Source organism: Nocardioides sp. LML1-1-1.1 (assembly GCF_040676175.1).
Lineage (GTDB): Bacteria > Actinomycetota > Actinomycetes > Propionibacteriales > Nocardioidaceae > Nocardioides.
Genome location: NZ_JBEGHK010000001.1, coordinates 843,722 through 856,468 on the forward strand (window position 1 = coordinate 843,722; position 12,747 = coordinate 856,468).

Below are 12,747 nucleotides of genomic sequence, written 5' to 3' on the forward strand. Positions count from 1 at the left end.
GGGCATCCCGGGCGTCCTTGTCTGCAGTGCCACCGCTCGGGAAAGGATGACGACATGAGCAGACCTGGCAGCGCCACCGAGGACGAGTTCGTCGAGCTCGTCCATGCGGCCTGGCCCTCGCTCTACCGGACGGCGATCCTGCTGACCGGGGACCACGGGCTGGCCGAGGACCTCGTCCAGACCGCGCTCGCGCGCACCTACGCCCGCTGGGGCAAGCTGCGCGAGCCGGCGGCGGCCCGCGGCTACGCCCGCCGCGCGCTCGTCACCCAGACGACGAGCTGGTACCGCCGGCGCTCCACGCGCAACGAGCGGCCCACCGAGGTGCTGCCCGAGCGGGCCAGCGGCGCCGACACCGGCACCGCGGTCAGCGACCGGGTCGACGTCACCGCCGCCCTGCGCGAGCTGCCGCCACGCCAACGTGCGGTCATCGTGCTGCGCTACTACGACGACCTGTCCGTGCAGGAGACCGCCGAGGCCCTCGGCGTCGCCACCGGCACCGTGAAGAGCCAGACCTCGGTCGCGCTCGCCCGCCTGCGCACCCTGCTCGGCGACGTCGAGCTCACCACCACTGCTCCGGGAGGACACCATGCCTGAGCTCTCCGACCTGCTGCACCGCTCCGTCGACGACGTCGACGTGCCCCGCCCCCACGTCCACGACATCACCGCCCAGGGCCGCGCGCTGCGCACCCGCCGCCGGCTCGGCGCGGCCGTCGCGGCGGCCGTCGTGCTCGGCGCGGTCGGTGGCGGGTTCGCGCTGGCCGACTCGTTCGGCGGCGACCGGCGCAGCGAGATCGCCAACCCGACCACGGACACCCCCACGCCGTACGACGAGTGGTCGGCCTGGTCGCTCGACGACGACGTCACCATCGGCGGTCGCCCGGTGCGCCTCCCCGGCCAGACCGTCAACCTGGCCCAGACCTCGGCCGGGGTCGTGGCGAAGACCTTCCCGGGCGACGACGACCCGGCGCGCTACGTCCTCGTCCGGCCCGACGGCAGCACGCGGGCGCTCGCGCTCCCGGCGAGCGTGCCGACCGTCGACGGCGACATCGCCGCGCCGCGGATCGCCTGGGTCACCAGCGGGCGCGACGTGCTGGTGCTGCACGTGTGGGACGTGGAGAAGGACGAGGAGCTGGCCCGCGTCGACGTGCCCTCGCCGGGGACGACACCGCCCTCCGCCGGTGAGATCCTCGAGCCGGCGCTGCTCGACGGCGAGGCGGCGTACTTCCAGACGCACGGCGGGGTCTCCCGCCGCGTGCTCTGGGCCACCGGCGAGGTGCGGACCCTGCCGCGGCCGGTCGCGTCCGTGCGCTCGGGAGTGGCGACCGGGGGCGACAGCTCGGGCTCGACGTACGTCGTGATGGACGCCGCGACCGGCCGGGTCCGCCGCGCGGTCCAGGGCGACGTCATCCGGTTGACGGTGTCGCCGGACGGCCGCTGGTTGTACGGCAGCACCTCGGACGGGTCGTTCGTCGAGCCGGTGGACGGCGGCAAGCGGGTGCCGCTGGCGGACCTGTCCGTGATGGCGTCGTGGTCGCCCGGTGGCGCGGTGGTCGGCCAGAAGGGCACAGAGGCCACGATGATGCGGTGCACCACCGACGGCAGGTGCACCGAGAAGGTCGTCGGCGAGGGCGGTGAGGTGTCCGTCCTGTCGGCCGACTTCCTCAACGCCGGCTGAGACGGCGAAGGGCCCGTGGCCCCGGGGATCACCCGGGGCCACGGGCCCTGCGCTGTGCCTGGTCGCCCCGTGGGCTCAGGCGTCGTCCTCGTCCTCGGCCGGCTCTGCCTGGTCGGCGTCCGGTCCGTCGGCGAGGATGCCGTAGAGGCTGCGGCGAGCCTCGACGAGGACCTCGACCGCCGCGCGGCGCTGGCCCTCCGAGCCGGCGGTCACGATCTGCCACACGGCACCCATGACCTGGCCGATCTCGGCCTTGATGTCGGCGGGCGTGCCGCCCTCGGCGCCGGCTGCCTCGGCCGCCTTGCGACGGTCGAAGGGCACCCACACCGCGGCGAGCTCGTCGGCGTGCTCGGCGCACCAGGCCGCGCCGGCGGAGGTGAGCCGCATGCCGCGGCGCCCCGCCTCGTCGTTCTCGACGAGCTCCTCGTCGAGCAGCTGCTGCACGGTCGGGTAGACCGAGCCGGGGCTCGGCTTCCAGACCCCGCCGCTGCGCTCGGTGATCTGCTGGATGACCTGGTAGCCGTTGGGCGACTCCTCCCGCTCGTTCGCCGCGCGGAGCACGTCGAGGATCGCGGAGCGGACGTCGCCACGGCGCACCCGCGGGCCGCGGCCCGGCTCGGGGCGGCCCTGGCCGAAGAGCCCGGCCAGCCACGGCGGCGGACCGCCGTGACCTCCGTGCCCGCCGTGGCGGCCGCGGCCGCCGTACTCACCCCAGCCGCCCCAGGGGCCGGGGCCGAAGTCGCCGCGCTGGCGGCGCTGGAAGCCGCGGAGCTCCGGGTTGCCCCAGGGCCCGCGGTCGTCAGGTCCGAAGTTCTGATGGCGTCCCATGGTGGGACCTCCTTCGCGTTCATGGGCTTCGTGAGCCCGGATCAGTTCGGGATATCGCGCGAACAGTTCGTGTTGCTATCGCGATATATCGCAACCGTACGCGAAAGAAGGCCGCCGCGCAAGGGCGGCGGCTGTGCGTGCCGGAGCGGACTCCGGCATCTACCCGGGTGTTGTGGCCTCTACCCGGGTGGTCTACCACCCTGGTAGAGGTCTGAACACGTAGTTACAAGCGGGCTCAGCGGGCCAGCCAGGCGGCGTACGCGTCGAACGCGAAGGGCCGGCCGAGGAAGCCGGCGACCAGGTCGGCGGCGTCGCCGGAGCCACCCGGGACGAGCACGTGGTCGCGGTAGCGGTGCGCCATGTCGATCGCCGCCGGGGCGAACAGGTCGCCCGTGCCGTCCGGGTCGAAGGCGCTGAACATGTCCTTGGCGATGACCAGCGACCACATGTAGGTGTAGTAGGCCGAGCTGTAGCCGCCGAGGTGGCCGAAGCTGGCGAACATGTGCGTGCCGGGGAGGTAGGGCAGCGCGCCGTACCGGGCCTGCAGCTCGACCATCCGCTCGGTCAGGTCCGGCACCGCGTCGAGCGCACGGTCGGCGTGGAACCAGTACGACATCGCGGCGTAGAACATCTGGGTGCGGGCGTAGATGCCCTTGCCGTAGTCGTCGGCGGCCCGCATCGCCGCGACCAGCTCGGCCGGGATCGGCTCACCGGCGGCGTCGCTGGCGAAGGTGCGCAGCACGTCGGCGTGCCAGGCCCACTCCTCCAGCATCTGGCTCGGCGCCTCGACGAAGTCCCACTCGGTGGCGACGCCGGCGAAGCGGTGCCACGCCCCGTGGCCGGCCAGCACGTGGTGGAGGAGGTGGCCGAACTCGTGGAAGAGCGTGACGACGTGGTCGTGCTCCATCAGGCCACGGGAGAAGTTGCAGACCAGCACCCCCTCCGGCAGCTGCTCGCCCGCGACACCGTCGACGAGGGTGAACTGCGCGGCGTGCTTGTACTTGCCCTCGCGCGGGTGCAGGTCGAGGTAGATCCGGCCGATCCGCTCGCCGTCCCGCAGCACCTCGTAGACCGCCACCTCCTCGTGCCAGACCGGTACGTCGACCGGCTCGTAGGTGAGGTCGAAGAGCCGGCCGGTCACCTCCAGCAGGCCCTGGCGGACCTTGCCGAAGTCGAAGAAGGTGCGCACCCGCTGCGAGTCCACGTCGTAGCGCTCGGCGCGGACCAGCTCGGCGTAGTGCTGGTAGTCGTAGCCCGGGACCTCGATCGCGTCGGGGAAGTCGCGGCGGTAGCGCTCCAGCAGCTGGTCGAGGTCGCGGCGCATCGGGGCGTCGGCGGCCTCGGTGATCCGGTCGATGAACTCCGGGATCGCCGGGCCCGTACCGATCATCTTCACGTCGGCGTCGTACGACGGCCAGTCGGCGTAGCCCACGGTCGTGGCCAGCTCGTGGCGCAGCGCGAACAGCTCGGTCAGCAGCGCCTCGGTGGTGGGCCAGCCCCGCTCCAGCGACGCGATGGTGATCTCGCGCCGCACGCCCTGGTCGCGCGCGAACATCCGCACCGGCACGGAGTCGGGGTAGTCGGTGGTGACGGTGACCAGGCCCTCGTCGTCGGCGGGATGCGCCTCCAGCCAGTCGGCCGGCATCCCGTCGAGCTGCTCGGGTCGCACCCGGATCGTGCGGACGTCGTCGCGGGTGACCCGGCTGAACTCCTGGTCCAGCTCGGTGATCCGCTCCCGCACGGCGGTGATCCGCTCGCGGGTCGCGTCGTCCTTGTCGACACCGGAGCGGCGGAAGTCGGCGCGCACCTTCTCCAGCAGCCGTACGGCGAGCGGGTCGTCGCCGAGCGCGTCCGCGTCGATCGCGGCGAAGACGTCGTAGAGCGTGCGGTCGAGGCTCCACTGGGTGGCGAGCCGGGAGGCCTCCTGCTCGGCACCGTCGGCGATCTCGCGGCACTCCTCGTCGGGGTGCACGTTGCCCAGCAGCGAGCCGATCGCGGCGACGTTGCCGAGGTGGCCGCCTGCCCGGTCCCACTGCCGCAGCACGGCGGCCGGGTCGGCGGGCGGGTCCGCGCGCAGCCCGTCGACGAGGGCGCTCGCGCGACCGAGCTCGGCGGCGCTCCGGTCCCGGATCCAGCCCGCCCACGCGGCGGGGTCGGTCGGCAGGGCGAGCGGCTCGAGCGTCATGCGGGCCAGCCTAGGCAGCCCCGCCAGGACTCAGACCAGCTCGCCCCGCCGCCGGGTGAGGTAGGCCCGCTCGGCGGTGTTGTCGCACACGGCCAGCGCGGCGTCGTACTGCTCCCGGGAGGCGGCGGAGCGACCGAGCCGGCGCAGCAGCTCGGCGCGGGTCGCGTGCCAGGCGTGGTAGCCCTCCAGCGGCAGCCGCTCGACCTGGGCCAGCGCGACCTCGGGCCCGTCGAGCTCGGCGACGGCGACCGCGCGGTTGAGCGCGACCACGGGCGAGGGATCCATCCGGGCGAGCTGGTCGTAGAGCGCGACCACCTGTGACCAGTCGGTGGCGGAGGCGGTCGGCGCGTCGGTGTGCACGGCGTTGACGGCGGCGAGGACCTGGTAGCGGCCCGGCCGGTTGGCGGCCAGGCACCGTCGTACGAGCGCGTGACCCTCGGCGATCAGCGTCCGGTCCCAGCCACCGCGGTCCTGCTCGTCGAGCGGCACCAGCATCCCGCCGCGGACCCGGGCCGCTCGGCGCGACTCGGTCAGCAGCATCAGCGCGAGCAGCCCGGCGGCCTCGAGGTCATCGGGCAGCAGTCCGTGCAGCGTCCGGGCGAGCCGGATCGCCTCGCCGGTGAGCTCGGCCCGGACCGGGTCGCCGTCGCCGCTGGAGAGGTAGCCCTCGTTGAAGATCAGCATCAGCACCGCGAGCACCGTGCCGACCCGCGCCGGCAGGTCCTCGGCGTCGGGCACCCGGTAGGGGATGTTGGCGCCCTTGATCTTGGCCTTGGCGCGGGTGATCCGCTGCGCCATCGTCGTCTCCTGGACGAGGAAGGCGGAGGCGATCTCGGCGACGCTCAGGCCGCCGAGCAGGCGCAGGGTGAGCGCGATCCGGGCCTCCGGCGCGAGCGCCGGGTGGCAGCAGGTGAAGACGAGCCGCAACCGGTCGTCGTCGATGACGCCGGTCGGCGCGTGCGGGGTCGGGTCGTGGACCATGGCGGCGGCCTCGTGCTTGCCCTCGCGCAGCTTCTCGCGACGCAGCCGGTCGATGGCCCGGTTGCCGGCGGTGGTGGTGAGCCACCCGCCGGGGTTCGGCGGTACGCCGGACCCGGGCCACTTCTCCAGCGCGGCCACCAGCGCCTCCCCCGCCGCCTCCTCGGCGATGTCGATGTCACCGAAGCGGCGGACCAGGGAGGCGATCAGGCGGCCGTACTCGTCGCGGAAGATCCGCTCGACGGCAGCGTGCGGCTCAGGCACCCTGGAAGGGGCGGACCTCGACCTTGCCCCCGCAGGCCTTCGAGCCCTCGGCCGCCAGGCGCAGCGCGACGTCCAGGTCGGGCGCCTCGATGATCCAGAAGCCGCCGATGACCTCCTTGGTCTCCAGGTAGGGGCCGTCGGTGGTGACCGGCGCCTCCCCGGTGCCGTCGACGACGGTCGCGTTGGTGGCGGGCTGGAGGCCACCGGCGAAGACCCAGTAGCCCTCGGCCTGGAGCCGGTCGTTGAAGGCACCCGTGTCGGCGAACGCCTGCTCCATCTCCTCCTGGGAGCCGTAGCCGCCGTACTCCTCGGCCTCGACCGGGCCGTGCACGCTCATCAGGTACTGCGTCATGTCGATCTCCTGGTTGCTCGGGGCGGTCCCGATGACCGCCTCACACCTTCTCCACGAAGTCGTGCTCCCCGGTACGACACCTTGCCACGAAACTTTTTCCGGGCGCCTCGGTGAACTCTCCCCCGCCGCCCTTGACCGGCCCGCGCGAGACGTGCGGGGATGGGGCCATGATCATCTCGGGCAAGTCCTTCGTCCTGTCTGCCGTCGCCGCGGTCACCACCGTCGTCGCGACCGCGATCCCCGCCTCCGCCGTCACCCAGGCCCAGGCCGAGTCCGCCTTCCGCGCGGCCGGCATCACCTGGACCTCCTCGGGCGGGTGCACCAACCGCAACGTGTCGACCTGCACGTCCTTCGACGGCCTGCGCCAGGCCTCGGTCGACGGCGCGGTGACCCTCAAGCGCGCCAGCGGCTGCGGGCTGACCATCACCGGCGGCACCGAGACCGGCCACGCGTCGGGCACCTACAGCCACTGGAACGGCTACAAGCTCGACTTCTCGCGCACGAGCTGCCTGACCAGCTGGGTGCACAACACCTACGCCTACCAGGGCCTGCGCGGCGACGGCGCCCCGCTCTACAAGGCGGCCTCCGGCAACCTCTACGCCGACGAGGGCAACCACTGGGACGTGACGTTCTACTCCTGCGGCTGCTGAGCGCGCGTCGTCACAGCCGCTCCGTCAGGTGCACGACGACGGTGTCGCCCGCGCGCTTGCCGCTCTCGACGCGGAGCGCGTGGGCGACCGGCAGCTTGTGGTTGCCGTCGCCGAGCGCCATGAACGACGTCTCGAACGGGACGCCGTCGACGGTGCCGCGGACCTTGACCCGGCCCCGGGTGCCGAACCTCTCGGCGGACTCGGGCCACACGACATAGGTCCAGCCGCCCTTCGCGTCGCTCTCGCGGAGGGTCTCGGTGAAGGTGATGTCCAAGGGAGTGCTCATGCCCGGGTGGACCGGCGGCACCCCCCGGATTCATCGAGAGGTCCGACCTTTCCGTAGCCTGACCCGGTGAGTCTCCGGGGCATGCTGGCCGACACCCGGCCGCTGCGGAACCCGCACTTCCGCCGGCTGTGGACCGCGAACATCGTCACCGTCGTCGGTGCGCAGCTGACGGTCGTCGCGGTGCCCGCCCAGATCTACGCCGACACCGGCTCGTCGGCGTACGTCGGCCTGACCGGCGTGTTCGGCCTGGTGCCCCTCGTCGTCTTCGGGCTGTGGGGCGGGGCGCTGGCCGACCACTTCGACCGGCGCACCCTGCTGCAGGTCACCACGACCGGGCTGATCGCGACGGCGGCGCTGTTCTGGCTGCAGGCGGCGCTCGGCAACGGCAACGTGTGGCTGCTGCTGTCGCTGTTCGCGGTGCAGCAGGCCTTCTTCGCGATCAACCAGCCGACCCGCTCGGCGGTGCTGCCGCGCCTGCTCGACGCCGACGTGCTGCCCGCCGCGAACTCGCTCAACATGACGGTCATGCAGGCGGGCGCGATCGGCGGCCCGCTGATCGCGGGCGTGCTGATCCCCTTCACCGGCTTCTCCTGGCTCTACCTGGCCGACGCGCTGTGCCTGCTGGCGACCCTGTGGGCCGTCGTACGGCTGCCGCGACTGCCGGTCGAGGGCGTCACCGGGACGCCCGGTCTGCGCTCGGTCGTCGAGGGCATCACCTACCTGCGCACCCAGCCGGTGCTGATGATGTCCTTCGTCGTCGACATCATCGCGATGGTCTTCGGCATGCCCCGCGCGCTCTTCCCGGAGATCGCGCACGAGAGCTTCCTCGGCCCGGAGGAGGGCGGCCTGGCCTTCGCGCTGCTCTTCGCCGGCATCCCTGCCGGCGCGGTGCTGGGCGGCGTCTTCTCCGGCTGGGTCTCCCGGGTCAGCGCCCAGGGCCGGGCCGTGATCTGGTGCATCGTCGTGTGGGGCCTGGCGATGGTGGGCTTCGGCGTCGCGGTGCTCCTCGCCGATCACACGCCCGGCTCGGCCCGGCTGTGGCTGGTCGTCGCGATCCTCATGCTGGTCGTCGGGGGTGCCGCCGACATGGCCTCCGCGGCCTTCCGCACCTCGATGCTGCAGAGCGCCGCGGCCGACGAGGTGCGCGGGCGGCTGCAGGGCATCTTCATCGTCGTGGTGGCGGGCGGTCCGCGGATCGCCGACGTGGCCCACGGCGCGTCCGCCGCCATGGTCGGTACGGCGGCCGCGGCAGCCGGCGGCGGCGTGCTGGTCGTGGTCGGGGTGGTGCTCGCGGCGCTCGTCGTACCGTCCTTCGTGCGCTACCGCGTCACACTGGCCCGATGAGCGACAGCAACGAGATCGACGAGGTCGTCGCGGCCTTCTTCGCCACCTTCGTGTCCGGGCCGGAGTGCGTCGCCCGCGCCGACCGGCTGCGCGGGCTGGTGCTGCCCGAGGCACTGGTGTTCCGGCCGGGCTCCGTCGAGGACGTCGAGTCCTTCCTCGCACCACGCGTCGAGCTGCTCACCGGCGGCCGGCTCACCGACTTCTCCGAGTGGCCCGTCGAGGGCCGGGTCGAGGAGCACGGCGACGTCGCGCACTGGTTCGGCACCTACGCCAAGCGCGGCACGCTCGACGGCGAGCCCTACGGCGGCACCGGCGCCAAGTCGATCCAGCTCGTCCGCACCCCCCAGGGCTGGCGGATCAGCGCGGTCGCCTGGGACGACGATCGGTGATCGGCACCGACCTCCCGATCGTCGCCGCCCCGATGGCCGGCGGACCGTCCACGGTCGCGCTGGCCTCCGCGGTCACCGACGCGGGCGGCTTCGCCTTCCTGCCGGCGGGCTACCTCACGGCCGCGGCCCTGGAGAGCCTGCTCGCCGACGCCCGGGCCGCGGGCCGGCCGTTCGGGGTCAACCTGTTCGTCCCGCAACCGGGGGCCCTCCCCGCCGAGCAGTACGACGGCTACCGCGCCGAGCTCGCCGACGAGGCAGCCGCGCTCGGCGTGGACCTGCCCGTGGAGCCCCAGCACGACGACGACGCCTGGCCCGCCAAGGTCGACCTGCTCGTCAGCGAACCGGCCCCCTTCGTGTCGCTGACCTTCGGCCTGCCGCCGGGCTCCGACATCGCGCGGCTGCAGGTGGCCGGCTCCCGCGTGCTGGCCACGGTCACCACCCCGGACGAGGCGCGGGCCGCCGAGGAGGCCGGCGTCGACGGCCTCGTCGTCCAGGGCTCCGCCGCGGGCGGGCACAGCGGCGCCTTCGACCCGCGCCGGCCGATCCCGCCGACCCCGACCGCCGAGGTGGTCCGCGCGGTGCGAGCGGTGACGGCGTTGCCGGTCGTCGCCGGCGGCGGCGTGGACGGACCGGACGCGGTGCGCGCCCTGCTCGACGCCGGTGCCGCGGCGGTCGCGGTCGGCACCCTGCTGCTGCGCGCCACGGAAGCCGGTACGACGCCCACCCACCGCGCCGCGCTCACCGACCCGGCCTTCGCCGAGACCGTGCTGACCCACGCCTTCACCGGGCGCCCGGCGCGGGCCCTGCGCAACGGGTTCGTCGACCGGCACGGCGCGTCCGCGCCGTACGGCTATCCGGAGCTGCACCACCTGACCCGTGACCTGCGCCGCGCCGCGGCCGCCGCGGGCGACCCGCACCGCCTGCACCTGTGGGCGGGCACCGGCTGGCGGGCCGCGCAGGAGCGGCCCGCGGGCGAGATCGTGCGCGGGCTGGTCTGACTCAGCCCAGCAGGCCGCGCAGGTAGGCCGCCTGGCCGACGTGCTGGGTGCAGTCGTTGACCACGCTGACGAGCCGCACGCCCAGCGTCACCGGCGGGTCCCACCGCTCGTCGACCACGCGGTCGAGGTCCTCGGGCGAGACCCCGCCGACGAACGCCAGCGCCTGCGCGTGCGTGGCCTCGTAGTAGTCGGCCAGCAGGGCGGCGGGCGCGCGCACCTGGCCGACCTGCTCGGTGGTCTGGCCGTAGCCGATCTCGGCGGTGTCGAACGGGAGACCGAAGCGCTCGGCGTACCCACCGGCGGTCCAGGCCTGCTCGGCGCCCGCCACGTCGGAGACGTGGTCGTCGAGGACCCGCGTCAGGTGCCAGACCAGCCAGGCGATGGTGTTGGCGTCGGGGCCGGGACGCTGCGCGAGCAGGTCGTCGGAGGCACCGTCGAGGACGGCGGCGACGCTCTCGCGCACGCGGTCCAGGGAGTCGGTCAGCAGGTCGGCGGGAGTCATGCTCCGACCGTACGCCTGTCGGCGCACGCGCCTAGCCTGCTGCGGTGACCGATGCGGAGACCGTCCGGCAGCACGCGCTGGCGCTGCCGCGCGCCGTCGAGCGGGAGGTCGCCCGCTCGGTGCGCTTCCGGGTCGGCTCGCTGGTCTTCGTGGCCCTCTCCCGCGACGAGCAGGCGATGGGCTTCGGGTTCCCGCGCGAGGAGCGCGACGCACTGGTGGCCTCGGCGCCGGAGGTGTTCTTCCTGCCACCGGCCCGGGACCTGCGCTACCGATGGGTGTGCGCGCACCTCGCCCCGCTCGACGACGCCGAGGCCCGCGAGCTGGTCACCGACGCCTGGCGGATGTGCGTGCCGCAGATGCTCCACGACCTGCCCGAGCTGCCGGCGCCGGCCGCCACGGCCTGGTCACTGATCGACGAGGGCGACCTGGGCGAGGTCCGCCACCTGCTGCACCCGCACCTGCACTGGCAGGACCGCTCCGTCCTGCTGCGCGGGCGCGAGCACGTGCTCGCCCACCTGCGGGCGCATCCCCGGCCCCGCCCACCCGACCGGGTCGAGGTGCGGGAGGGGCAGGTCTACCGGTGGGTGCGCGACTGAGCCACGACCGGTACGACGAACCGCTCGACCAGCCGTCGTTCCTCCGCCGCGTCGGCACCCGGCACGGTGAGCAGCGACACGATCACCCGCACCAGCCAGCGGGCACTGTCGGCGTCGGTGACCATGGTCAGGCCGATCGCCTCGACGACCTCCGAGCCCTGCGCCAGGTCGGCGGTGTGGGCGGCGTCGCGGTCGCCGAACCAGGCCAGCAGCGCGGGATTCGCCCGCACGTGACGCAGTGCCGCGACGATCGCCTCGGCCAGGTCGCGCGGGCGCTCGGCCGCCACCAGGGCGCCGACCCGGACGGCCTCGCGCTGCACGAAGGCGAGCTGGAGGGTCGGCCGGTCGGGGAAGTAGCGGTAGAGCGTGGCCCGCGAACACCCCGCACCTGCGGCGATCTGGGCCATCGAGACGGCCTCGACGCCGCGCTCGGCGAAGAGCTCACCGGCTGCGTCGAGGATCCGCTCCACCGCGGGCGTACGACGGTCGACCCAGCTCATGCGACCACCATCGGCACGCTGAGCGGGCGGCGGACGTAGGCGCCCGGCGCCCAGGTCACCGCGTCGGGATCCACCGAGAACGCCGGGATCCGGCGCAGCAGCTCCTCCAGCGCGACCCGGACCTGCAGCCGGGCCGCGGCCGCGCCGAGGCAGTGGTGGTGGCCCTGGCTGAAGGAGAGGATCTGCGTGGGCCGGCGGCGTACGTCGAGCGACGCCGCATCGGGACCGTAGCGGCGCGGGTCGCGGTTGCCGGCGGCGTAGAGCAGGAGGACCTTGCGGCCGGCGGGGATCGTCGTGCCGTGCAGCGTCACGTCGCGGGTGGTGGTGCGCGCCAGCGCCTGGACGGGCGAGGTGAGCCGCAGCACCTCCTCGACGGCGTCCGGCACCAGGGTGGGATCACCGGCGAGCAGCGCTCGTTGCCGCGGGTCGGCGGACAGCAGCTGGACCGCACCGCCGAGCGCGCCGGTCGTCGTGTCGTTGCCGCCCGCGACCATCGTGAACACGAACGCGAGCACGGAGAGCAGCCCGGCGTCGTCGTCGGCGACGCCCGCGCGCACCAGCTGGGAGACGGTGTCCTCACCGGGCTCGCGGCGACGCCGGCCGATCAGCTCGGCGAAGTAGGCCATCAGCTCCGCGGTCGCACTCGCGGCCTCGGCCGCGCCCTCCGCGTTCGCCGCGACGATGGCGGTGCTCCACGCGTCGAAGCGCGGCCGGTCCTCCTCCGGCACGCCGAGGTAGTGGCCCACCACGAGGCTCGGCAGCGGCTTGAACAGGGCGGCGACCACGTCACCGCCGCCGTCGGCCCGCAGCCGGTCGAGGCGCTCCGCGGCGAACGCCCGGACCACGGGCTCGAGGTCGGCCACCTGGCGCGGGGTGAAGCCGCGGGCGACCAGCTTGCGGAAGGCCGTGTGCACCGGCGGGTCGGTCATCACGAACGGCGGGTTGTCGGCGAGGCCGATCCGGTCCAGCTCGTCGTAGGCGACGGTCAGGCCGCGGGCGCTGGAGAAGGTCGCGGTGTCGACGGCCGCCGCCAGCACGTCGGCGTGCCGGGAGAGCACGTAGAAGTCCCCGGCGGTGACGTGGTGGACGGGGTCGTGGTCGCGCAGCGCGGCGTACGACGGCCAGGGGTCGCGCCAGGCCTCTCCCCCGCCGGGGACGTAGACCGCCGGAGGCGACAGATCGGCTGACATGTCCCCAGAA

Annotated in this window: 16 protein-coding genes; 7 read left to right on the forward strand and 9 right to left on the reverse strand. The window is 73.9% G+C overall.

Going from position 1 to position 12,747, the window contains the following annotated elements; all coding sequences use genetic code 11:
• The first annotated feature begins 54 nt into the window (after nucleotides 1-54).
• Nucleotides 55-594: a SigE family RNA polymerase sigma factor gene (locus MRBLML1_RS04105; RefSeq protein WP_364511773.1), complete on the forward strand. Its 540-nt coding sequence runs from the start codon at nucleotides 55-57 to the stop codon at nucleotides 592-594.
• Complete coding sequence (locus tag MRBLML1_RS04110) at nucleotides 587-1,675, forward strand: hypothetical protein (RefSeq protein WP_364511776.1); 1,089 nt, start codon at nucleotides 587-589, stop codon at nucleotides 1,673-1,675. The genes MRBLML1_RS04105 and MRBLML1_RS04110 overlap by 8 nt, the downstream gene beginning before the upstream one ends.
• Nucleotides 1,676-1,750: 75 nt before the next feature.
• On the opposite strand, the gene MRBLML1_RS04115 is transcribed toward MRBLML1_RS04110, so the two are convergent.
• The 5 genes from MRBLML1_RS04115 to MRBLML1_RS04135 all read right to left on the reverse strand — a co-directional run bounded on the left by MRBLML1_RS04115 (nucleotide 1,751) and on the right by MRBLML1_RS04135 (nucleotide 6,451).
• On the reverse strand, nucleotides 1,751-2,503 hold the full coding sequence (locus tag MRBLML1_RS04115; RefSeq protein ID WP_364511779.1) for a PadR family transcriptional regulator: 753 nt from the start codon (nucleotides 2,501-2,503) through the stop codon (nucleotides 1,751-1,753).
• Between the two features lie 235 nt (nucleotides 2,504-2,738).
• Complete coding sequence (locus tag MRBLML1_RS04120; protein WP_364511782.1) at nucleotides 2,739-4,688, reverse strand: M3 family metallopeptidase; 1,950 nt, start codon at nucleotides 4,686-4,688, stop codon at nucleotides 2,739-2,741.
• Nucleotides 4,689-4,718: 30 nt separating this feature from the next.
• Nucleotides 4,719-5,930 (reverse strand): RNA polymerase sigma factor, encoded by a 1,212-nt coding sequence (locus MRBLML1_RS04125; protein ID WP_364511785.1) that lies wholly within the window; start codon nucleotides 5,928-5,930, stop codon nucleotides 4,719-4,721.
• Entirely contained in the window at nucleotides 5,923-6,282 is a 360-nt protein-coding gene (locus MRBLML1_RS04130) for a YciI family protein (RefSeq protein WP_364511788.1), read from the reverse strand. The genes MRBLML1_RS04125 and MRBLML1_RS04130 overlap by 8 nt, the downstream gene beginning before the upstream one ends.
• Before the next feature lie 40 nt (nucleotides 6,283-6,322).
• A complete protein-coding gene (locus MRBLML1_RS04135; RefSeq protein ID WP_364511791.1) occupies nucleotides 6,323-6,451 on the reverse strand; it encodes a hypothetical protein in 129 nt (42 codons plus the stop codon).
• Between MRBLML1_RS04135 and MRBLML1_RS04140 the strand changes: the two genes are divergently transcribed.
• Nucleotides 6,450-6,932 carry a hypothetical protein gene (locus MRBLML1_RS04140; protein WP_364511793.1) on the forward strand — a complete coding sequence of 161 codons (483 nt, stop codon included), beginning with the start codon at nucleotides 6,450-6,452 and terminating at the stop codon, nucleotides 6,930-6,932. The genes MRBLML1_RS04135 and MRBLML1_RS04140 overlap by 2 nt on opposite strands.
• Nucleotides 6,933-6,942: 10 nt before the next feature.
• Here MRBLML1_RS04140 and MRBLML1_RS04145 read toward each other — a convergent pair whose 3' ends face one another.
• Nucleotides 6,943-7,218: a DUF1905 domain-containing protein gene (locus MRBLML1_RS04145; protein ID WP_364511796.1), complete on the reverse strand. Its 276-nt coding sequence runs from the start codon at nucleotides 7,216-7,218 to the stop codon at nucleotides 6,943-6,945.
• Nucleotides 7,219-7,284: 66 nt separating this feature from the next.
• Between MRBLML1_RS04145 and MRBLML1_RS04150 the strand changes: the two genes are divergently transcribed.
• The 3 genes from MRBLML1_RS04150 to MRBLML1_RS04160 are packed head-to-tail and all read left to right on the forward strand — an operon-like array spanning nucleotide 7,285 to nucleotide 9,949.
• Nucleotides 7,285-8,562 (forward strand): MFS transporter, encoded by a 1,278-nt coding sequence (locus tag MRBLML1_RS04150; RefSeq protein ID WP_364511799.1) that lies wholly within the window; start codon nucleotides 7,285-7,287, stop codon nucleotides 8,560-8,562.
• Nucleotides 8,559-8,951, forward strand: coding sequence for a DUF4440 domain-containing protein (locus tag MRBLML1_RS04155; protein WP_364511802.1), 393 nt, complete (start codon nucleotides 8,559-8,561; stop codon nucleotides 8,949-8,951). Before MRBLML1_RS04150 ends, MRBLML1_RS04155 begins: the two co-directional genes overlap by 4 nt.
• Nucleotides 8,948-9,949, forward strand: a complete 1,002-nt coding sequence (locus MRBLML1_RS04160; protein WP_364511805.1) for an NAD(P)H-dependent flavin oxidoreductase — start codon at nucleotides 8,948-8,950, stop codon at nucleotides 9,947-9,949. Before MRBLML1_RS04155 ends, MRBLML1_RS04160 begins: the two co-directional genes overlap by 4 nt.
• A gap of 1 nt (nucleotide 9,950) precedes the next feature.
• Here MRBLML1_RS04160 and MRBLML1_RS04165 read toward each other — a convergent pair whose 3' ends face one another.
• A complete protein-coding gene (locus MRBLML1_RS04165) occupies nucleotides 9,951-10,451 on the reverse strand; it encodes a mycothiol transferase (protein WP_364511808.1) in 501 nt (166 codons plus the stop codon).
• Between the two features lie 44 nt (nucleotides 10,452-10,495).
• On the opposite strand from MRBLML1_RS04165, the gene MRBLML1_RS04170 reads away from it, so the two are divergent.
• Nucleotides 10,496-11,047, forward strand: a complete 552-nt coding sequence (locus MRBLML1_RS04170; protein ID WP_364511811.1) for an MmcQ/YjbR family DNA-binding protein — start codon at nucleotides 10,496-10,498, stop codon at nucleotides 11,045-11,047.
• On the opposite strand, the gene MRBLML1_RS04175 is transcribed toward MRBLML1_RS04170, so the two are convergent.
• Nucleotides 11,026-11,547 carry a TetR/AcrR family transcriptional regulator gene (locus MRBLML1_RS04175; protein ID WP_364511814.1) on the reverse strand — a complete coding sequence of 174 codons (522 nt, stop codon included), beginning with the start codon at nucleotides 11,545-11,547 and terminating at the stop codon, nucleotides 11,026-11,028. The two genes, MRBLML1_RS04170 and MRBLML1_RS04175, sit on opposite strands and share 22 nt — an antisense overlap.
• On the reverse strand, nucleotides 11,544-12,737 hold the full coding sequence (locus MRBLML1_RS04180; RefSeq protein WP_364511817.1) for a cytochrome P450: 1,194 nt from the start codon (nucleotides 12,735-12,737) through the stop codon (nucleotides 11,544-11,546). The genes MRBLML1_RS04175 and MRBLML1_RS04180 overlap by 4 nt, the downstream gene beginning before the upstream one ends.
• Nucleotides 12,738-12,747 lie beyond the last annotated feature (10 nt).